Source organism: Streptomyces sp. NPDC031111, assembly GCF_055570675.1.
Genome location: NZ_JBVIGS010000008.1, coordinates 259,203 through 278,031 on the forward strand (window position 1 = coordinate 259,203; position 18,829 = coordinate 278,031).

Sequence of the window (18,829 nt, forward strand, 5' to 3'; positions counted from 1 at the left end):
GGGGTCGGGGGAGTGGGGCTCGAGGGCCGGCGAGGGCCGGCTCAGTGGGAGTCGCGGGGGACCTCGTGGCCGCGGCTGCCGCGCAGGAAGCCGAAGTCGGCTCCCCGGTGGGCCTGTTCGACGTTCTCGGTGTAGAGCCAGGTGTAGCCGCTGGTGTACCGGGGCGCGGGCGCCTCCCACTCCTCCCGGCGCCGCTGGAGCTCGGCGTCGGCCACGTCCAGCCGCAGGGTGCGGTTCGGCACGTCGAGGACGACCGGGTCGCCGTCCCGCACCAGGGCGAGGGGGCCGCCGACGGCCGCCTCGGGGGCCACGTGCAGCACCACGGTCCCGTACCCGGTGCCGCTCATCCGGCCGTCGCAGACCCGCACCATGTCCGTCACGCCCGCCTTGAGCAGCTTGGCGGGCAGCGGCACGTTGGCGACCTCGGGCATGCCGGGGTAGCCCTTGGGGCCGGCGTTGCGGATGACGATGACGGTGTTCTCGTCGACGTCGAGGTCCGGGTCGTCGGCGACCGCGTGGTACGCCTCGGGGGAGTCGAAGACACGCGCGGGACCACGGTGGGTGAGCAGGTGCGGTGACGCGGCCGACTGCTTGATCACCGCGCCGTCGGGGCACAGGTTGCCGCGCAGTACGGCGGTGCCGGTCCCGGCCGGCTGGAACGGGGCGTCGAGGCCGGTGATGACGTCCGGGCCGACGTTCTCGGCGTCCGCGACGTTCTCGGCGACGCCGCGGCCGGTGACGGTGATCTGCTCGCCGTGCAGCAGGTCGCCGCGCAGCAGCTCGGCCATGACGGCGGGCAGGCCGCCCGCGTAGCAGAAGTCCTCCATCAGGTACTTGCCGCTGGGCATCAGGTTGACCAGCGTCGGCACCGCGCGGGCCAGCTCGTCGAAGTCCTCCAGGCCCAGGTCGACGCCGACGCGTCCGGCGAGGGCGGTGAGGTGGATGATGGCGTTCGTGGAGCCGCCGATGGCCGCGTTGACCCGGATGGCGTTCTCGAAGGCCTCCCGGGTCAGGATCCGCGACGGCCGCAGCTCCTCCTCCACCATCCGCACGATGCGCTGCCCCGCCGCCTGCGCGGTCTCCATCCGCCGCGCGTCGACGGCGGGCCAGGCCGCCGAGCCCGGCAGCTGCATGCCGAGTGCCTCGGCCATGCAGGCCATCGTCGAGGCGGTGCCCATCGTCATGCAGTGCCCGTTGGAACGGGCCATGCAGCCTTCGGCGAAGAAGCACTCCTCCTGGGTCATCCGGCCGGTCTTGAGGTCTTCCTCGAACTTCCACACGTGGGTGCCGGAACCCACGTCCTGGCCCCGGTACTTGCCGTTGAGCATCGGCCCGCCGGTGACCATGACGGCGGGCAGGTCGACGCTGGCGGCGCCCATCAGCATGGCGGGCGTCGTCTTGTCGCAGCCGGACAGCAGGACGACCCCGTCGAGCGGGTTGGCCCGGATCAGCTCCTCGACCTCCATGGCCATGAGGTTGCGGTAGAGCATGGCGGTGGGGCGCATCAGCGTCTCGCCGGTGGCCATGGTCGGGAACTGGAGCGGGAAGCCGCCCGCCTGCCACACGCCGCGCTTGACGGCTTCGGCGACGCGGGTCAGATGGGCGTTGCACGGGGCGAGTTCGGAGGCGCTGGTCGCGATGCCGATGACCGGACGCCCGTCGAACACCTCGTGCCCGAAGCCCTGGTTGCGCATCCACGAGCGGTACACCATCCCGCCGCGGCCCTCCGCGCCGAACCACGCCTGACTGCGGCGACTCGTCGTCTTCCCGTCCGTCATGTTGGCTGCTCCTACGGTTCGTGTGCCGACCCGGGCGTGATGCCGTACCGTGCACAATCATTAAATGATTCGATGAATGGCGTCCAGGGGGCGAACGAAGATCGTGGTGACTTTCCGGACCATGCATCAGCGCGTGGTCGACGAGCTGGGGCGGCGGATCGTCGGCGGCGCCTGGGAGCCGGGACGGCCGCTGCCCGTCGAGGACGCGCTCGCCACCGAGATCGGCGTCAGCCGCGGTGCGCTGCGGGAGGCGGTCAAGGCCCTGGTCGCCAAAGGGATGCTGGAGGTACGCCCGCGTACGGGTACGCGCGTGCTGGCCCCGGAGCACTGGAACCACCTGGACCGCGACGTGCTGCGCTGGCAACAGGCCGGAGATCCGGCGGCGTTGCTGCGCGACACGGGTGAACTGCGCCGGATCGTCGAGCCGGAGGCCGCCCGGCTCGCCGCCGGACGGGCCCGGCCCGATGACGTACGCGCCCTGTCCGACGCCCTGGCGGCCATGGAGGCCGCGGCGGCGAGACCCGGACGCGGTGGCTACGTCGAGGCCGACATCGCCTTCCACCGCGCCCTGCTGGACGCGAGCGGCAACCGCCTGCTCGGCTCCCTGGGGCGCGCGGTCGACATCGCGCTGGAACACAGCTTCCACGTCAGCACCCAGACCCCCGGCGCCGTCGAGGCCTCGCTGCCCGCTCACCGCGCCATCGTGGACGCGGTGGCGGCGGGTGATCAGGCCGCGGCGTCGGCGGCCGTGCTGTCGATCATCGGAGCGGCGGAACAGGAGATCGCCGAGTCGCCCGGGCTGCCGCGGCCCCCTGCCTGAGTGGCCACCGCCGAACCTACCGCCCCACCGACTCGCTGGAAGCAATCCCGCCCGCCGGGTGCGGTGGTGTCAGGCGATGGAGCCTCTGTCGTATCCCTCGGCGTCCGGGTGGCCGAACTCCTCGAAGACGGCCAGTGCTTCGAGCCAGTTGCCGCGGGCGGACTCCGGTTCACCGACGGCCAGGTGCACGTCGCCGAGGTGACCCAAGGTGTGGCCCTGTCCCCAACGGTTGCCGTGGGCGCGCAGGACGGTCAGCGCCTTCTCCAGGCACTCGACGGCCTCGTCGAACCGGCCGAGCCGCTGGTAGGCGTCGCCCAGGTTCGTCAGGGCGATGCCCTCGCCCCAGCTGTCGTCGAGACAACTCTTGAGGCCCGGCGCCCGACGGATGTACTCGACGGCTTTGTCGAGCTGCCCCTCTTGCGCCCGGGGGTGAGGAACGGACAGGTGGCGTCCGCCGTGTGCAGATACCAGGACAGCACCCGCATCAGAGCCCGGCCCCGGCAGAACGGGCGCTCCTCGGCCCGGGCGCGCTCGGTGGCGTAGACGCGCAGCAGGTCGTGCAGCCGGTCGCGGCCGGGCCGCGGCTCGCCGAGCAGATGGGCCTGGCTGAGTACGGCGATCAGGACCCGGGGGTCGCGCAGCGGGAGCCCGGCCAGCGCCGCCGCCGCGGGGGCGGAGAAGTCGTCGGGGCCGGGGTGCAGACCCAGGAGGCGGAAGTACCGCGCCGCCGGCGCGGAGAGGGACTCGTAGGACCAGGAGAAGACCGCCCGCGCATCCGTGCTCAGATCGCCGCTGGTGAAGGCGTCGAGGCTGTCACGACTGTCACGCAGCTCGTCGGTGGTGGCGCTGAGCGGGAGGCCCGGACGGGTCGCCGCGCGGGCGGCGACGATGGCCAGGGCCAGGGGCAGACGGCCGCAGCGGGTGATGAGCTCGTCCGTCGCCGTTGACTCCGCCGCCAGACGGTGGGTGAGGAAGCCGTGAGCCTCGATGGGCGTCAGCTGGTCCAGCGCGACCGGCTGCGCCCCGTACCCCGCGATGAGGCCGGTGTGCCTGTTACGGCTGGTGACGACGACCAGGCAGCCAGGGGAGCCGGGCAGCATCGGGCGGACCTGATCGGTGTCACGGGCGTTGTCGAGAACGATCAGCACCCGCCGTCGGGCGAGCAGACTGCGGTACAGGGACACCTGCGCGTCGAGCCCCGCCGGAATCCACTGCGCGGGAACGCCGAGCGAATCGAGGAAGACGCGGATCGCCTCCCCCGGCGGCATGGCCCGGTCGGCCGGATCGAAGCCGCGCAGGTTAATGAAGAGCTGTCCGTCGGGGAAGCGGTCGGCGATCTCGTGGGCCCAGTGCACGGCCAGGGTCGTCTTGCCGATGCCCGCCATACCGGCGATCCCGGAGATCACCACCGCCGTGGGACGGCCCTCGCCGCCGGACAGCAGGGCGCGGACCTGGTTGAGTTCGGTCTCCCGCCCGATGAAGGTGGGCAGGTCGGCGGGGAGTTGGGCCGGACGCACGGAGTGCGCGGGTTCCGGCGGTGCGGGTTCTGTCGGCGGATCCGTCCGTGGGGTGGTGGCCGGGGACAGGTCCAGCGACGCGTCGGTCGCCAGGATGCGATCGTGCAACTCGCCCAGAACCGGGCCGGGTTCGACACCCAGGTCGCCCTCGAGGATGCGCCGGGTCCTGCGGTAGTACGCCAGCGCCTCGGCCTGCTGCGCTGACCAGTACAGGGCCAGCATCAGCAGATGGCACAGCCGCTCCCGCAACGGGTGCTCGTCGGTGAGCGCGCACGGCTCGCCGATCACCTCGCCGTGCCGGCCCAGCTGGACATCGATGTCGAAACGGATCTCCAGGGCGCGCAGCCGCTCCTCGTCCAGCCGGGAGCGTTCGGACTCGACGAGCACACCGCTCAGACCGGCCAGTGGCGTGCCGTTCCAGTCGTCGAGGGCGGCATGGAGGAGATCCGCGGCGGCGACCGACTCCCCGGCCGCGTGCCGTGCCCTCGCCTCCGCGACCCGGCGCTCGAAGACGCCGAGGTCCAGGGCGTCATCCGGGACCTGGGCCTCATATCCGTCGGTGGCCGAGACGAGGACGCTCGCGACCTCACCCGCGTCCCGCCTCGGCTCCAGCACCTTGCGCAACCGCGACATGTCGGCCTGGCAGAACATGCACTCGCCCACGGATACCGCGGGACCGCACGCATGCCAATGGGACGCGGCGACCGACAGGTTCTTCCTCTGGATCTACGTCTAGAAGCCACGGAACTGCGACGATGCCGCCACACGTCTGCTTGAGGTGAGACCCGGCTGAGAAGGCGGCACGGGCCATCGCATGAATGAGGGGTGGAGCATGCTCGTGCTCATACTGTCCGTCGTTGTTCTGCTCGTCATCGGCGGCTGCGTCTGCGTCTACTGGTCGGCCCGGGGCGATGCCCCTCGCTGGGCACGTGGTGTCGCCAAGGCGACGCTGCTCGGCAGCGATCTGACCCGCAGCGCGAGCCGGAAGTCCCGCACACAGCAGAGCGGCGCCGCGGACGCCTGAGGGCGGCTGGGTCCCCGCCGGCATTTACCTGCTCGGACATGTTTCTCTTGTACGATGGGAAAGTCACCGTCGATGCAAGGGAGACGCTTTCGTGGCCGAAGCCGCCAGCCAGAAGGTTGTCCAACCATCCACTGCGGTGAGAGGGCCGATCAGCCATGCGATCTTCCGTGTCTCGCGCCTGCACCGCATGCTCGCCGGTGCGCTGCTGCGCGATGTGGGCCTGTATCCAGGACAGGAACTCGTCATGATGCAGCTGTGGGAGACGGGGGCGCAGCGCCAGTCGGACCTTGCCAAGGTGCTCGACTCCGACGCCGCGACGATGACCCGGACCATCCAGCGTCTTGAGAAGTCCGGGTTCGTGCGGCGCAGCCCGGACCCCACCGACAAGCGCGCCTCCCTCATCGAGCCCACCGCGGCCAGCCAGGTGCTGCGTCGGCAGGTGGAGGACGTGTGGAGCCGGCTGGAGGAGCTGACGATCAGCGACATGCCCTCCGAGAGCAGTGCTCGGATCCTCGACGGGCTGCTCGCTCTGGAGGACAACCTCCTCGCCGCCGCGGACGACTTCCGTTCAAAGAACTGACCCCTCACGGGCCGCATCGTCCGGCGGCGAGCGCTGTGATCGCGCACTCGGCCGCGTGCCGGGCCGCGAGCGCGGACGGGAAGAGTTCGGGGGCACGGTCGTCGGGTCCGTCCGTGAATCCCCACTGCCAGGCCGGGTGTTGGGCAGCGGGCGAGGCGCGGGGCCAGACCGGCCGCGTGGCCGGGGGCGTGTTCCCCGCCTTCTGGACCAGGACATCGCGGAGCACGCCGCCGATCACGGCTGAGGCCCGCCGCCCACCATCGGCTCCGACAGTCCAGTCCAGTGGAGTCGGGGTCGATTCCGACACCTCCAGAAGGGCGTCGGCGAGGTCGGCCAGAATCCGGTACAGCGCGGCGCGTACCGTGTCGGCGTGGTACCGGCCCCACTGGCAGGGGGTCCGCTCGGCGATCTCCTCCACGAGGGTTTGCGCGGCAAGACCGACCAGGGGATCCGCCCCCTCCAGGGACCGTTGGAACAGGGTCGTGGCGGCGCCCCACGCCAGTTCGTCACGGGTCATGGCGGTGCCGCGGGCCATCGCCCACAGGTCGGCGGGCCCCAGGTCGTCGACCGTGTGCTGGACGCAGCGGGCGGTCGCTTCCGACGGCGGCGGGATGTCGGCGTCCAGGAGACCGGCGCGCACCTCCGTGGCCGCGCTGATGTCGCCGGGTTGCAGTGCGCCCAGCGGCAGAGCGGCCACCGTGTCGAGCACCCGCTCGTGGACGCGACGTATGGGATGGAGTCCCGGAGGCGGCGACGGGCGCCCCGACAAGGCGCACATCGCGTCCAGGAGGGCCGCCGGCGCAACCCTCAGGTTGGCGCACGCCCTCGGCAGACGACCGTCCATCCCGCTCCCCTTTCGGGTCTCAGAGACGGTGCGAACGGTTCAGTCGTCCAGCACGGCCAGGGCGTCGATCTCCACGAGCAGTCCCGGCGGAAGCCGCATGTAGACGGTGGTGCGGGCGGGGAACGGTTCGCCGACGGCCGCCGCGTACGCCTCGTTCATCTCGGCCAGGTGGGCGGGATCGGTGAGGTGGACGCGGAGCATGACGACGTCCTCCAAGCCGGCGCCGCCCGCCTTGAGTACGGCGGTGACGTTGCGCAGGGTCTGAATGGTCTGCTCGGCGACCGTGGTCCCGATGACGGCGCCGGTGTCCGGGTCGAGCGGGAGCTGCCCGGAGACCTGGAGGAGCGAGCCCTTGCGGATGCCCTGGGAGAGCGGGGCGGGCAGGGCGGGCGCGTTCTCGGTCGTGATGACGGTTCTGGCCATGGGTGGCGTGTCCTTGAGTCGTACGGAGTGGTGCTGAGGCGGCGAGCGGTGGGTGGGCGCGGTTCAGGCCCAGGAGCGGAGTTCCTGGCCGCGAGGGTCGTCGACCCGGGCCCACTCGGCGGTGTCGTTGTCGGCGTCGATGTGCAGCGTGGCGCGGCGCTCGGTGTCGTAGGGGTCCCAGCCAGGGTGGCCGGTCGTGGCGAAGCGGACCCAGGCGGCGTGCACGCGGGTGGCGAGCCGCGCGGGGGGCTCGTCGGCGCCGAGCAGGGCGGCCGGGCCCCGGAGCTGGGGGAGGTGCGCGAGGTCGAAGACGAACGGGAGTTCCACCGCGTGAGCGGCGCCGAGTTCTCCGTTCAGGGCCGTGGAGCGCCAGGCGAACTCGTAGGCGAAGGTGGCGGACCCGGAGTGGGCGGCGTGCGCGTCGGCCAGGGCCCTGCTGCCCGCGCCGAACAACGCGTCACCCAGGATGGCGGAGCGCAGTTCGCCGAAGGACGCCCCGGGGCGGGAGGCGCGGTACGTCTCGACGAGCTTCGCCGGGTCCGGGTGCGCACGCGTCGCCACGTCGTCGACGTCGGCGGCGGTGGAGGTGGCGTACTTGTCGACGGGGACGAGGTAGAGGTTTCCCTCCTCGGTGTTGGTCCCGATGAGCAGGTCGGTGTCGGCTCTCGGGCCGGCGGCGACGGATGCGGCGGGCTGGGTGTCCAGCACCAGGCTGAAGGGGCTGAGGCCGAGCAGCGGGTCGTGGTGTGTGGCGGTGCGCAGGTCGATGCCCGCGAGCCGGGAGGCGGCCTCGACCAGGCGTTCGTCGGGGATGCCGGCGAAGGCGTCGGCGTGCGGCTTGACGCCCAGCACCTCTGCGGCGGCCCTGGCGACGCGGGCGGCCTGTTCGGACGTGAACGCCCCCAGCCCGCTGCCGCTTTGGACGATCGCCCGGCGGAACAGGCCGGTGGCGTCCGGGGTGGCGAGGACGCCGCCGACGATGGTCGCCCCGGCCGACTGGCCGAAGAGGGTGACCGCGTCGGGGTCACCACCGAAGGCGGCGATGTTCTCCCGCACCCAGCGCAGGGCGGCGACCACGTCGAGCAGGCCGCGGTTGGCGGGCGCGCCGGGGAGGTCGAGGAAACCGACGATGCCCAGCCGGTAGTTGAGGGTGACGAGGACGACGCCGTCGCGGGCGAAGGCGGAGCCGTCGTGCAGGGGGGAGCGCGTCGATCCGGCGACGAAGCCGCCGCCGTGGACGAAGACCATGACGGGCAGGTTGCTCCTCGTGTCCGCGGGGGCCCAGACGTTGACGGTGAGGTAGTCCTCACCGCGGCTCCAGCCGGTACCGAAGTAGGGGGACATGTCCACGCTGCCGAGCCTGCGCTCGGACTGGGGCGCGTTGGGTCCCGGCACGGTGGCGTCCCGGACGCCGTCCCAGGGCTCGTGCGGCAGCGGCGCGGCGAACCGGTCGGCGCCGCGTGGCGGGGCGGCGTAGGGGATGTTCAGGAAGGCGGTGGTGCCGTCGTCCTGGCGCAAACCGCGGACGGCTCCCCGCGTGGTGGTCACGACGGGTTCGGGGTGGTGGCTCATTGGTCCTGCCTTTCCGCGGGCGTCAGCCCTGCTCCGTGTACGGGCCGAAGGGGGCCCAGCCCTTGATGGCGAACGTGTCGCCCTCGCGTACGACTTCGGCGGCGCCGTGGCCGCCCAGGTGCGCGGGGATCACCAGGGCGTTGTTGTCGGCCGCCCAGCCCAGCACCCTGCGCCGGGTCGCGCGGGCGCCCGCGGGGTCCTCGCAGAAGCAGCTGTTGGCGTCCGGTTCGAGGATCTGCACCGGGCTGTGGAGCATGTCGCCGACGAACACCGCGCGGTCCGTTCCGGAGGTGAGGGTCAGGACGGAGGAGCCGGGGGTGTGGCCGGGGGCCGCGTCCAGGCGCAGGGCGGAGTCGATCCGGTGGCTCTTCTCCCACAGCAGTGTCAGGCCGGCCCGGTGCACCGGGGCCACGCTGTCCTCGAAGACGTTCTGGTTGCCACGGCCGAGCAGCGGCTTGTGGCCGTTCTCGGGGTTCCAGAAGTCGAAGTCGTCCTTGGGCATCAGATACGTGGCGTTCGGGAAGGTGGGCACCCATTCCCGGCCGTCCAGGTACGTGTTCCAGCCGACGTGGTCGATGTGGAGATGCGTGTTGATGACGATGTCCACGTCCTCGGGCTCGACGCCGGCACGGGCGAGATTGGCGAGGAAGTCCGTCTTCAGATGGTTCCAGACGGGCGCGTACGGGCGCTCCTTGTGGTTGCCCACGCCGGTGTCGACGAGAATCGTCCTGCCCTCGCTGCGCAGCAGCCAGGTCTGGATCGCGGAATTCACGGTATTGGTCCCGGGATCCAGGAAATGCGGAGCAAGCCACGGTTCGCCGGATTTCCAGATTTCCCTTGAGCTTTCCGGGAAGAAGGTGTCGGGCGTCATTTCGACCGAGCCGTAGTATTCCCAGACACGAGTGATCGTGACGTTGCCGAGCTTGATCTGTTCCATGGTTCTCCATCAGGAGTCCGGTGAGTTCTCCGCAACGCTAGGAGCGGTCCGGCGGACGCGGTATCAGTCAGGTGACTGCACCGTCCGGCGGGACCGGGTGACCAGGCCAGGCCACTTGTAGCCTGGTGGGGTGGATGAGCACGTAGGCGACCCCCGAGCGAACGCGGGAGAGAATCCGGACGGAGAAAGGAATCTCATCGGCCGGGACACTGAACTGGCGCGTCTTTTTCGCGCGGTGGACGCGGTGGACGCGGTGGACGCGGTGGCGTCGGCGGACCCGGTACTCGTTCTTCTCGGCGAGGTGGGCGTCGGGAAAAGCGCGCTGCTGGACCGCGCGGCGCACCGGGCCGAAACCAACGGCACGCGCGTCCTGCGCGCCGAGGGCAGCGAGTCGGAGGCGAACCTGGCGTTCTCCGCCCTGCACCTGCTGCTGCGGCCGGTGTCGGCCGAGGTCGGCGCGCTGCCCGAGCGGCAGCGCGCGGCGTTGCACAGCGCCTTCGGCGGTGGTGCGGCCACGGCGGAACCCGACCTCATGCTCATCGGTGTCGCCGTCGTGAACCTGCTGTCCGCCCTGGGGGACCGAGGGCTGGTACTCGTGGTCCTGGACGACGCGCACTGGTTCGACCGCGCCTCCCTGAACGTACTGTCCTTCGCCGCCCGGAGACTGGCGGGCGAACCGGTCACGATGCTGATCGCGGCCCGGCCCGGCGACCGCCTCGCCGGCTTCGACCGACACCTGCCGACACTCACCATTGGCCCGCTCGACAACACCGCGGCGAACCGGTTGCTGGACCAACAGCCACGGCGCCCGACCGGTCGGACGCGGACGCGGATCCTCGCGCAGGCCGAGGGCAATCCGCTGGCGCTCACCGAACTGACCAGGGCGGCCACCACACCCGACGCGGCGGCCACCGAACAACCGCCCGCGGGCCCGCTCCCCCTCCCCGAACACCTGGAGCGGATCTTCGCGGCACGCCTGCCCGACCTCCCGACCGCCACCGCCCGCGCCCTGCTGCTCCTGGCCGCCATGGACCCCGCCGACTCCGCGACCACCGGTCCGGTCCTGTTGCCGGGCTCAGCCGACTCCGGGACCGTTCCCGCCCAGCTGCCGGACCCCGCCGACTCCGCGACCACCGGTCCGGTCCTGTTGCCGGGCTCAGCCGACTCCGCGACCACCGTCCCGGCCATGCCGTCGGACCCCGCCGACTCCGCGACCACCGGTCCGGCCGCCCCGCTGCCGATCACCGAGGACGAGGTCTGGTCGCCCGCCGAACAGGCCGGGTTGATCCGGCGGACCGGGCGGGGGTTCCCGCGCTTCAGCCACCCGCTGATCCGGTCCGCCGTGTACCACGCCGCCTCCGCCGACGCCCGGCGCGCGGCCCACCTCACGCTCGCCGAACTGCTGCGTGCCGAGCCGGACCGGCGCGCCTGGCACCTCGCCGCCGCGGCCGCCGCCCCGGACGCGGCCGTATCGGCGGAGCTGGAGCGGACCGCCGAGCGGGCCCGGCGTCGCGGCGGCCACGCGGCGGCGGCGACGGCCCTGCAACGGGCCGCGGACCTGGCGCCGCGACGCGAGGACGCCGCCAGGCTGCTGGTCGCCGCCGCCACCCAGGCCGTGCTCACCGGTGACCTCGCCTGGGTGGAAGGACTGGCCGGGGCGGTACGCGCACGTACCGACGACCCCGCGCTCCTCGCCGAGGCCGCCGTACAGGTGGGGCGACTGGCCGCACTGACCGTCCGCCACTCGGTGGTCTTCTCCCGACTGGCCGACGCCGCCGAGGAGTTGGCGGCCGACCGGCACCGGTCCGACACCGCGCTGGATCTTCTGGCGGGTGCCGCCGTGGTCCGCTTCTACTGCGCGCGGGACGCCCAGCGACAGCGCGTCGAGGCCGTCCTGGGCCGCCTTCCGGAGGACGACGCGGCACAGGCATGGCTGCGCACCTGGGTACGGGCCGTCTCCAACCCCTTCGGCAACAGGGCCGAACTGCTCTCCCTGCTGCCGAGGGTCGCCGCCGAAGCGCGACGGCGCCCCGACCGGCTCACCGCCTTCGCGGTCATGGCCTGGCTGCTGGACGAGACCCCGCAGGCCGTCCGCGCCTTCGACGAGGCCTTCGACCGCTGGGGACTGCGCGGCCCGCTGCCCGACGGGCTCGGCGGCGCCGCCGCCTGGAGCTATGTGGAACTGGGACGATGGGGGCGCGCCCGGGAATCCTGCGCCCGCAGCGGTGCGCTCGCCGCCACGGCCGGCCTCGACCACGCCGTGGCCTGCGCCGCCGCCGTGGACGCCACCGTGCTCGCCTACCAGGGCGACACGGCCGGGGCCCGCGTCCGGGCCGCGGAGGCGCTTGCCCTCATCGACCCGCTGGAAAGCCGCTCGGTGGCCGTCTGCGCCCGTCGCGCACTCGGCGCCGCGGCCCTCGGCGAAGGGGCACACGAGACGGCGTACGACCAACTCCGCGCCGTTTTCACGGCGGACGGCGCGCCCGTGCACTACCACGCGTCCTATCCGGCCCTCGCGGACCTGGCCGCCGCCGCGGTCCGCAGCGGCCACCGCGACCAGGCCGCCGCGATCGTGGAACGCTCGGCGCGCGCCCTCGCCGACAACGCCTCCCCCCGGCTGCGCGCACTGATCGAGCGGGCCCGTGGTCTGCTGGCCGACCCCGAACAGGCCGAGCCGCACTTCCGGGCCGCCCTGGCCGACCCCGTACTGGAGCACTGGCCCTTCGAACACGCCCAGGCCCTGCTGGACCTCGCCGAGTGGCTGCGCCGCCGTCGACGCATCGCCGAGGCGCGAGCCCCACTCGCCGAGGCCCTGGACACCTTCCGGCGTCTGGGCGCCCGCCCGTGGATCGAGCGCGCCCGCGCCGAGGCACGCGCCGCCGGACTCGACGTCACGGACTCCGCTCCCGACGCGCTCGCCGAACTCTCCCCGCAACAGCAGCAGATCATCCGGCTCGCCGCCCGCGGACTGACCAACCGCGAGATCGGGGAGAAGCTCTTCCTCTCCCCGCGCACGGTCAGCTCGCACCTCTACCGCAGCTTCCCCAAACTCGGCATCACCGCCCGCTCCCAGCTGCGCGACCTGGTGGAAGGCGCCCTCGCCCCCGCGAACCATCAGGACTGAAGCACACATCCGGAGACCGAGCAGTCACCTGGCACACACCGCTGACTGAGCGTCAAATTTGCTTACTGCGACGTGATTTACATCATACCGGGGTCTTGAAATTTATCTGCGCAGGCAACTTGTTCGTTCCCGGTGTCAGGTTCTGGAGATGAACCTGACCCACAGCGAAAGGGAAGGTCTCATGACACAGCAGCGTTCAGTCCGGCGCAGGCTCTCCTCGGCAGTCTCCGGCATTGCCCTCGCGGCCGGCGTGCTCACCGTCTCCGCTCTGACCGGTCAGTCCGCGACGGCGGCTCCGTCGGCCTTGCAGGTCATCAACGCGCAGCGCACGAGCGTCTCCGAGGACTTCACGGGATGGCAGCACAGCAAGCCGCAGGACGGCTGGACCATCGACCCCACTCCCAGCCTGTACGCGAACAGTTGGGGCTTCGTTGACACGTCCTTCAACCGGCCACAGGGTTCCGAAGGAACCTTCGCCGGCGTGTACGGCCGCCGGGACAGCGCCCACCAGGAGTACGTCCTGACCGCTCCCGCGGTCGACCTGACCGGCAAGGACAGCCCAGTCGTCGAGTTCGACAGCTCCTTCTTCGAGTACGTCGCCCCCTCCCCGGTGGACGCCCGCGTCGAGCTGAGCCTGGACGGCGGGAAGACGTGGTCGGCCGTCTGGAGGCCCGAAGCGGTGACCGGAACCCAGAAGGGACATGTGACAGCGCCGATTCCGCAGGCCGCGGGGGAGTCGGACGTCGTCGTAGGGTTCCACTTCACCGGACGGGCCATCATGTACGGGAGCTGGTCGATCGACAACGTGTTCATCGGAGCCAAGTGAAGACGGACGACCAGGCAGACGTACGGCAGCACGTGACTGACACGATCTGCCGCGCGGCAACCAAGTGACAACCGGTGGGTGCGCCGTCGACCGACGGCGCACCCACCGCCACATCTTCCGGCAGTACGGGACCGGCACCGGCCGGTCGCCGCCTAGGAGTCGGCGGGGCGGCAACCGTTGATCGAGTTCCGGCGTCCCAGAAGCTGAGGAGGGGTCAGTTGGCGAAGGAATTGCTTCCGGAGGATCCGGAGAAGCTGGGGGGCTACTGGTTGGCCGCCCGGCTCGGATCGGGCGGGCAGGGCGTCGTCTACGAGGCGTACGACCCGGAGGGAAGGCGGGTGGCGCTCAAGGCGCTGCACGGCGACGCCGACCCTTTCACACGCTCGCGCTTCCTCAAGGAGGCCGAGGCGGCACGCCGGGTCGCTCCCTTCTGCACGGCCCGGGTCATCGAGGCGAGCCCCGGCGGCGACACCCCGTACCTCGTCAGCGAGTACGTCGAGGGGCCGACGCTCGGTGACCGCGTCCGCGACGACGGTCCCCTCCCCGAGGGCTCCCTGACCGGGCTCGCCGTCGGCGTCGCGACCGCCCTCGCCGCGATCCACCACAGCGGCGTGCTGCACCGGGACCTGAAACCCGGCAACGTGCTGCTCAGCAACGAGGGCCCGAAAGTAATCGACTTCGGCATCGCCCGTACGCCCGACATGTCGCTCACCAGGACCGGCGCCATGATGGGAACCTTCGGCTACATGGCGCCCGAGGTGCTGTCGGGGAAGCGGGCCACACCGGCCGCGGACGTGTTCGCGTGGGGCGCGCTGGTCGTGTACGCGGCGAGCGGCACCGAACCGTTCCGCGGCGCGAACATCGGCGAGGTCGCGCACCGCACGGCGTTCGTCCACCCCGACCTGTCCGTGCTGCCGCCCCGGCTCCGCCCGCTGGTCGCCGCCGCACTGGCGAAGGAGCCGGAACTACGGCCCTCCGCACTGGATCTGCTGGTCGGTCTGGTGGGCGAGACGCCCCGGTCGGCCGATCCCCGGCGGGCGCTGCTGGAGGCGGGCGCGCGCCAGGCGGAACCGGCCGCCGGGACCACGGTGGCACAGCCCCCGCTCGGCGACCGCGCCGAGGCGGCCTACGCCTCGCTGGACGCCGCCGCCCGGTCGGCCACCGAGGAACTGATGCTCCGGCTCGTCGTCCCCGGCGAGGCCCCGGACGGCTCGCTGGACTCGGTGCGCATGGCGAAGCCCGAGGACTGCACGGCCGGGGAGGAGGCCCTGGCCGAGACGATCGACGCGCTCACCTCCGCCGGAGTCCTGGCCCCCGCCCAGCTGCGGTCGCTGCGCCCCGGCCGCGGTCCGGCCCAACCCCTTGGAGCAGCTCTTCCTCCAGGCATCGCAGCAGCACACGGCTCGCGCCGTCCGCCGCCGCCGACGCCTCATGCCCACCGTCGCCGTGGTGTCGGTGATCGCGCTGATCGTCGGCGTCGTCGCCTGGCGCCAGTACGAGGACGCCGAGCACCAGCGGGACGAGGCCACCGCCAAGGCCGTCGCCGAATCCTCCCACGCCCTGCGCGGCACCTCGCCCGAGACCGCCCAGCTCCTGAGCCTGGCCGCCCGCGGGGCGGCCATCCACATACTCCCGTTCGGCCTCTCCGTGTAGGCCGGCGGGTGGTCCGGTGCCCGGCCGGGGCAGGGTGTGGTCCGCCCGGAGGCTCCTGGTCGGCCTGTGTCGTGGGGGCAGAGACCGGCCAGGCCAGGGCCCGGGGCGTTTCGGTGCCGGGCCCTGGAGCACCAGGGCGCCAAGGGAACATGAGGGAGTAGCACCAGCGATGGACAGTCAGCGCATGCACCGGTTCTTCATAGCCGTGCTCCGGGTGGGAATCGTCGCGGCGATCCTGTTCGGTCTCTTCGGACAGGCCGTGATCATCCCCGGTGCGGCGGCCGAGGAGGTCGACCGCTTCCCTCCGTACTCCCCGTACGCAGCGCCCTATGTGACGGTGGCCATCGTCGGTGTCGCCTGCGCCCAAGTCGTGCTCGTCGCCGTGTGGATGCTGCTCGGCCTGGTCCGGCGCGACGAGATCTTCACGACGTCGGCCCTCCGATGGATCGACACCATCATCTGGTCGACGGTCGCGGCGACCGTGCTGGCGTTCGGGGTCGTCTGCCATCTCGCCGTGGCCGACATCCCCGAGCCCCCTCAGAACGACATGGCCGCTCTCAGCGCCATGGCCTCCGCGCTCGCCTGTGTCGGCGCGGGCGGGGCGTTCGCCATGTTCGTCGTCATCGTGCGGAACCTGCTGCGCAAGGCGACGGACCTCCGGGACCGGGCCGCCGCGATGGCGTGAGGCCGGTCCTGCCGCCCGTCGCGCTACGGCGCGCCGCCGACTCGTGCCCAGCGGCCACCGCGGAAAGTGAACCGTTCGCGCGCTCCAGCCGTTGCATGGCATGACGGCGGCCGCCAGGGCGGTCCCCCGCCTGGTTCGACCGTCGGGCGTGCCGGGCACAGTGACACGGCGGCCGGCACGCCACGTTCGAACAGGACCCGTGAACCCCGGGTGCCGCTGTCAGGCGGGTTGGGGGGGGCGGCGACGGCGTAGGCCTTGGTGTTCTGGAACTCGCCGCCCTGGCTGGGGTGTCCGTGGACTATCTCGTACGCCTAGAGCAGGGACGCGCCACCCGGCCGTCCGAGCAGATCGCCCAGGCACTGGCCCGTGCGCTGCAACTGGAGGCGTCCGAGCGGGATCACCTCTACCGTCTCGCGCATCTCCCGCCGCCCGGGGCCGGGCGCGTGTCGCTGCACATCCCACCCAGCGTGCAGCGCCTGGTCGCGGCCCTCACCGATCAGGCGCTGGGTGTCTTCGCCGCGGACTGGACGCTGGTCACCTGGACCCGCTGTGGTCCGCGCTGGTCGGAGACCCCCTGCTGATCCCCGTGGACCGGCGCAACCTGCCGCTGGCCGGTCCGGTCGGAAAGCGGTCAGGAGTTCGTGGAAGCCGCTCTCGTCGCCGATCTGCGTGTCACCCAGGGCGCCTTTCCGGACGACCCCCGGGTGCACACCCTCATCAACACGTGCCGGACCGGCAGTACCCGCTTCGCGCAGCTCTGGGAGCAGGGTGCCGCGGGCGCGCTCGGCCACGACCGCAAGACCGTCGCCCATCCCCTCGTGGGGGACGTCACCCTGGACTGCGACATCCTCATCGTCCAGGAATCGGACGTCCGGATCGTCGCCTTCACGACCGCCGCCGGAACGGAGCAGGCGGAGAAGCTCAACCTGCTCAAGGTCTCCGCCGTGCGCACCCCGTTCGCGACGGACGTCACGCCTTGAGCAGTTGCTCGCTCAGCTCCCAGAGGCGACGGGCCTCGTCCGGGTCGATGGAGTGCGGTACGACGGTGGACGGGATGTCCTCCTCGGCGCCGAAGTTGATGGGTTTGGGGTCGGTGTCCAGCGGCGAGATGTCGTTGTCCTTGAGATAGACACCGCCGATGTCGGCGAGCAGGGGGCTGGTCGCCGCGAACACGCTGGTGGCGGCGCCCTGTTGGGGCGTCTTCAGCTCCCGTTCGGGGTCGCGGACGGGCGCACCCGCGTCGTCGATGATTCCCATGGCCCGCAGTTCGTCGTCGCTCAGCCAGGCCGTCCGCTCCGTGCCCTCGGTCAGGAAGGGGCCCAGGTTCGTGCCGAAGACGATGCCCGGGTGCACCGCGTAGCCGCGGATCGTGTCGTCGGCCGGGTGCTCGTCGGCCCAGCGACGGTCCAGTTCCACGGCGAACAGGACGTTGGCGGCCTTGGACTGCCCGTAGGCCAACATGGGCTGATAGCCGGAGGTGAAGTGCGGGTTGTCCCAGCGGATGCCGGAGATGCGCTGGGCCCCGGAGGACACGTTGACGACCCGGGCGCCGTGCGCGGCCCGCAGCGCGGGCAGCAGGCCCACGGTCAGCTGGAAGTGGCCGAGGTGGTTGAGCGCGAAGTGCGATTCGTAGCCGCGCGCGTCACGGACCAGGGGGCCGCCCATGATGCCCGCGTTGTTGACCAGGATGTGGAGCGGTTGGCCCGAATCGAGGTACCGGGTGGTGAAGGCGTCGACCGAGGCCGGGTCGAGAAGGTCGAGCCGACCGGTCTCGACGCGTTCGATGCCCGCGAGCGCGGAGGCGGCGCTGTCCGGGTTGCGTGCGGCGACGGTGACATGGGCGCCCGCCTTGCTGAACGCGCGGGTGGTTTCCAGGCCGATCCCGCGATGACCGCCGGTGACGATGACGTTCCGGCCCGAGAGGTCGATGCCCTCGAGGACGTCGTCGGCCGTCGAGGCCGCGGTGAATCCGGATCCGATGGGGTGCTGCTTGTGCGTCATGGCACCACTGTGCGCGGACCGCTCCGTACTTTGAATCATTGATCGTCCGCTGTTTTTGCGCGATAGTACGGGAATGGCCGGTGATCAGCTGTCCGAGGTGCTCGACCTCATCGAAGTGCGGGGCCACATGACGGGCGGGTTCGCCGCGCGGGGCCCATGGGTGTCGCGCGCCGTCATCGAAGCACCGATGAAGTTCATCGCGGTGGTGCGCGGCGGCAGGGTCCGGCTGACCACCGACGGTGTCGACCGTCCGGTCGACCTGGAGCCGGGTGACGTCGCCATCGTGAACAACCGGTCGTGGTTGCGGGTCGAGGGCGGCACCGGTGACGGACCGCCCCGCGAGGTTCTCCCCGAGGCGGACTTCCCCTTCCCCGCCCTGCTGCGCGCCGGCCCCGGTGACGACGCCGACGGCGACGTCGTACTCGGCGGACGCATTGACCTCAGCTCGGCCGGTCGAGTCCTGCTGGCGCAGGCGCTCCCGCCGGTCGGACACGTACGGGCGTCGGCTGCCGTGGCGACCAATCTGCGCGGCAGCCTCGACCGGCTGTTCGACGAGGCGACCGCCAACCGGGTCGGCTCGGCCTTTGCGATCCGGCAGTACAGCCAGTTGCTGTTGCTCGACGTGCTGCGCGCCTACATCGAGCAGACGGAACTGCCGCCCGGCTGGCTGCGGCTGCTGACGGACGTACGGCTGAGTCCGGCGCTCAGCCTCATGCACGCCGAACCCGGCCGTCCCTGGCGGCTGGAGGAACTGGCACGCGCCGCGGCGATGTCACGGACGTCGTTCGCCGAGCGTTTCCGGGCCGTGGCGGGCGTACCGCCGCTGACCTATCTCGGGCGCTGGCGGATGCTGCTGGCGCAGCGCGCCCTGCGTGACGGAGACGTCCGTGTCGGATCGCTGGCGGCCGAACTGGGCTACGGCTCGGAGAGTGCGTTCAGCACCGCGTTCAAGCGCGAGGTGGGCGAGTCACCGCTGCGCTACCGGCAGCGCGTGGACCGTGGGCCGGCGGCCACACCGGGCGGGTAGCCGTTGGACCGGGAGGCG

The 18,829-nt window shown here is 71.8% G+C and carries 18 protein-coding genes; 10 read left to right on the forward strand and 8 right to left on the reverse strand.

Annotation, left to right across the window (positions count from 1 at the left end; all coding sequences use genetic code 11):
* Positions 1 to 41: 41 nt before the first annotated feature.
* On the reverse strand, positions 42 to 1,778 hold the full coding sequence (locus tag ACZ470_RS18955) for an IlvD/Edd family dehydratase (RefSeq protein WP_468428519.1): 1,737 nt from the start codon (positions 1,776 to 1,778) through the stop codon (positions 42 to 44).
* Between the two features lie 76 nt (positions 1,779 to 1,854).
* On the opposite strand from ACZ470_RS18955, the gene ACZ470_RS18960 reads away from it, so the two are divergent.
* On the forward strand, positions 1,855 to 2,598 hold the full coding sequence (locus ACZ470_RS18960) for a FadR/GntR family transcriptional regulator (RefSeq protein WP_468428521.1): 744 nt from the start codon (positions 1,855 to 1,857) through the stop codon (positions 2,596 to 2,598).
* 69 nt (positions 2,599 to 2,667) lie between these two features.
* On the opposite strand, the gene ACZ470_RS18965 is transcribed toward ACZ470_RS18960, so the two are convergent.
* Both ACZ470_RS18965 and ACZ470_RS18970 read right to left on the reverse strand, forming a co-directional pair.
* Complete coding sequence (locus ACZ470_RS18965; protein WP_468428667.1) at positions 2,668 to 2,985, reverse strand: tetratricopeptide repeat protein; 318 nt, start codon at positions 2,983 to 2,985, stop codon at positions 2,668 to 2,670.
* A complete protein-coding gene (locus ACZ470_RS18970) occupies positions 2,922 to 4,778 on the reverse strand; it encodes an AfsR/SARP family transcriptional regulator (RefSeq protein ID WP_468428523.1) in 1,857 nt (618 codons plus the stop codon). Before ACZ470_RS18970 ends, ACZ470_RS18965 begins: the two co-directional genes overlap by 64 nt.
* A gap of 169 nt (positions 4,779 to 4,947) precedes the next feature.
* Here ACZ470_RS18970 and ACZ470_RS18975 point away from each other — a divergent pair, with 169 nt between their 5' ends.
* Both ACZ470_RS18975 and ACZ470_RS18980 read left to right on the forward strand, forming a co-directional pair.
* Entirely contained in the window at positions 4,948 to 5,139 is a 192-nt protein-coding gene (locus ACZ470_RS18975) for a hypothetical protein (protein ID WP_468428525.1), read from the forward strand.
* A gap of 91 nt (positions 5,140 to 5,230) precedes the next feature.
* The gene (locus ACZ470_RS18980; RefSeq protein WP_468428527.1) at positions 5,231 to 5,719 is read left to right on the forward strand and encodes a MarR family winged helix-turn-helix transcriptional regulator; all 489 of its coding nucleotides are present in this window, start codon (positions 5,231 to 5,233) and stop codon (positions 5,717 to 5,719) included.
* Between the two features lie 4 nt (positions 5,720 to 5,723).
* On the opposite strand, the gene ACZ470_RS18985 is transcribed toward ACZ470_RS18980, so the two are convergent.
* From ACZ470_RS18985 to ACZ470_RS19000, 4 genes are all read right to left on the reverse strand, one after another.
* Entirely contained in the window at positions 5,724 to 6,563 is an 840-nt protein-coding gene (locus ACZ470_RS18985; protein WP_468428529.1) for a hypothetical protein, read from the reverse strand.
* Between the two features lie 39 nt (positions 6,564 to 6,602).
* Positions 6,603 to 6,986: a RidA family protein gene (locus tag ACZ470_RS18990; RefSeq protein WP_468428530.1), complete on the reverse strand. Its 384-nt coding sequence runs from the start codon at positions 6,984 to 6,986 to the stop codon at positions 6,603 to 6,605.
* A 63-nt stretch (positions 6,987 to 7,049) separates the two neighbouring features.
* Positions 7,050 to 8,558, reverse strand: a complete 1,509-nt coding sequence (locus ACZ470_RS18995; RefSeq protein ID WP_468428532.1) for a carboxylesterase/lipase family protein — start codon at positions 8,556 to 8,558, stop codon at positions 7,050 to 7,052.
* A 22-nt stretch (positions 8,559 to 8,580) separates the two neighbouring features.
* Positions 8,581 to 9,495: an MBL fold metallo-hydrolase gene (locus ACZ470_RS19000; RefSeq protein WP_468428534.1), complete on the reverse strand. Its 915-nt coding sequence runs from the start codon at positions 9,493 to 9,495 to the stop codon at positions 8,581 to 8,583.
* A gap of 130 nt (positions 9,496 to 9,625) precedes the next feature.
* Between ACZ470_RS19000 and ACZ470_RS19005 the strand changes: the two genes are divergently transcribed.
* The 6 genes from ACZ470_RS19005 (at position 9,626) to ACZ470_RS19030 (ending at position 16,763) form a co-directional block, all read left to right on the forward strand.
* On the forward strand, positions 9,626 to 12,619 hold the full coding sequence (locus ACZ470_RS19005) for a helix-turn-helix transcriptional regulator (RefSeq protein WP_468428536.1): 2,994 nt from the start codon (positions 9,626 to 9,628) through the stop codon (positions 12,617 to 12,619).
* A gap of 181 nt (positions 12,620 to 12,800) precedes the next feature.
* Positions 12,801 to 13,445, forward strand: coding sequence for a hypothetical protein (locus tag ACZ470_RS19010; RefSeq protein WP_468428538.1), 645 nt, complete (start codon positions 12,801 to 12,803; stop codon positions 13,443 to 13,445).
* A gap of 218 nt (positions 13,446 to 13,663) precedes the next feature.
* A complete protein-coding gene (locus ACZ470_RS19015; protein ID WP_468428540.1) occupies positions 13,664 to 15,259 on the forward strand; it encodes a serine/threonine-protein kinase in 1,596 nt (531 codons plus the stop codon).
* An 8-nt stretch (positions 15,260 to 15,267) separates the two neighbouring features.
* Entirely contained in the window at positions 15,268 to 15,783 is a 516-nt protein-coding gene (locus ACZ470_RS19020) for a DUF2975 domain-containing protein (protein WP_468428542.1), read from the forward strand.
* Positions 15,784 to 16,046: 263 nt separating this feature from the next.
* Positions 16,047 to 16,364, forward strand: a complete 318-nt coding sequence (locus ACZ470_RS19025; RefSeq protein ID WP_468428668.1) for a helix-turn-helix domain-containing protein — start codon at positions 16,047 to 16,049, stop codon at positions 16,362 to 16,364.
* Positions 16,365 to 16,424: 60 nt separating this feature from the next.
* Entirely contained in the window at positions 16,425 to 16,763 is a 339-nt protein-coding gene (locus ACZ470_RS19030) for an MmyB family transcriptional regulator (protein WP_468428544.1), read from the forward strand.
* Here ACZ470_RS19030 and ACZ470_RS19035 read toward each other — a convergent pair.
* Positions 16,753 to 17,784 carry an SDR family NAD(P)-dependent oxidoreductase gene (locus ACZ470_RS19035; RefSeq protein ID WP_468428546.1) on the reverse strand — a complete coding sequence of 344 codons (1,032 nt, stop codon included), beginning with the start codon at positions 17,782 to 17,784 and terminating at the stop codon, positions 16,753 to 16,755. The two genes, ACZ470_RS19030 and ACZ470_RS19035, sit on opposite strands and share 11 nt — an antisense overlap.
* Before the next feature lie 73 nt (positions 17,785 to 17,857).
* On the opposite strand from ACZ470_RS19035, the gene ACZ470_RS19040 reads away from it, so the two are divergent.
* Complete coding sequence (locus ACZ470_RS19040; RefSeq protein WP_468428548.1) at positions 17,858 to 18,811, forward strand: AraC family transcriptional regulator; 954 nt, start codon at positions 17,858 to 17,860, stop codon at positions 18,809 to 18,811.
* Positions 18,812 to 18,829 lie beyond the last annotated feature (18 nt).

What these genes read in the sequence shown, in the direction of transcription:
- ACZ470_RS18995 (WP_468428532.1), bottom strand. Translation starts at nt 8,558, where the DNA reads ATGAGCCACCACCCCGAACCCGTCGTGACCACCACGCGGGGAGCCGTC.
- ACZ470_RS18990 (WP_468428530.1), bottom strand. Translation starts at nt 6,986, where the DNA reads ATGGCCAGAACCGTCATCACGACCGAGAACGCGCCCGCCCTGCCCGCC.
- ACZ470_RS18985 (WP_468428529.1), bottom strand. Translation starts at nt 6,563, where the DNA reads ATGGACGGTCGTCTGCCGAGGGCGTGCGCCAACCTGAGGGTTGCGCCG.
- ACZ470_RS19000 (WP_468428534.1), bottom strand. Translation starts at nt 9,495, where the DNA reads ATGGAACAGATCAAGCTCGGCAACGTCACGATCACTCGTGTCTGGGAA.
- ACZ470_RS18975 (WP_468428525.1), top strand. Translation starts at nt 4,948, where the DNA reads ATGCTCGTGCTCATACTGTCCGTCGTTGTTCTGCTCGTCATCGGCGGC.
- ACZ470_RS18955 (WP_468428519.1), bottom strand. Translation starts at nt 1,778, where the DNA reads ATGACGGACGGGAAGACGACGAGTCGCCGCAGTCAGGCGTGGTTCGGC.
- ACZ470_RS18960 (WP_468428521.1), top strand. Translation starts at nt 1,855, where the DNA reads ATGGCGTCCAGGGGGCGAACGAAGATCGTGGTGACTTTCCGGACCATG.
- ACZ470_RS19040 (WP_468428548.1), top strand. Translation starts at nt 17,858, where the DNA reads ATGGCCGGTGATCAGCTGTCCGAGGTGCTCGACCTCATCGAAGTGCGG.
- ACZ470_RS19020 (WP_468428542.1), top strand. Translation starts at nt 15,268, where the DNA reads ATGGACAGTCAGCGCATGCACCGGTTCTTCATAGCCGTGCTCCGGGTG.
- ACZ470_RS19035 (WP_468428546.1), bottom strand. Translation starts at nt 17,784, where the DNA reads ATGACGCACAAGCAGCACCCCATCGGATCCGGATTCACCGCGGCCTCG.
- ACZ470_RS19010 (WP_468428538.1), top strand. Translation starts at nt 12,801, where the DNA reads ATGACACAGCAGCGTTCAGTCCGGCGCAGGCTCTCCTCGGCAGTCTCC.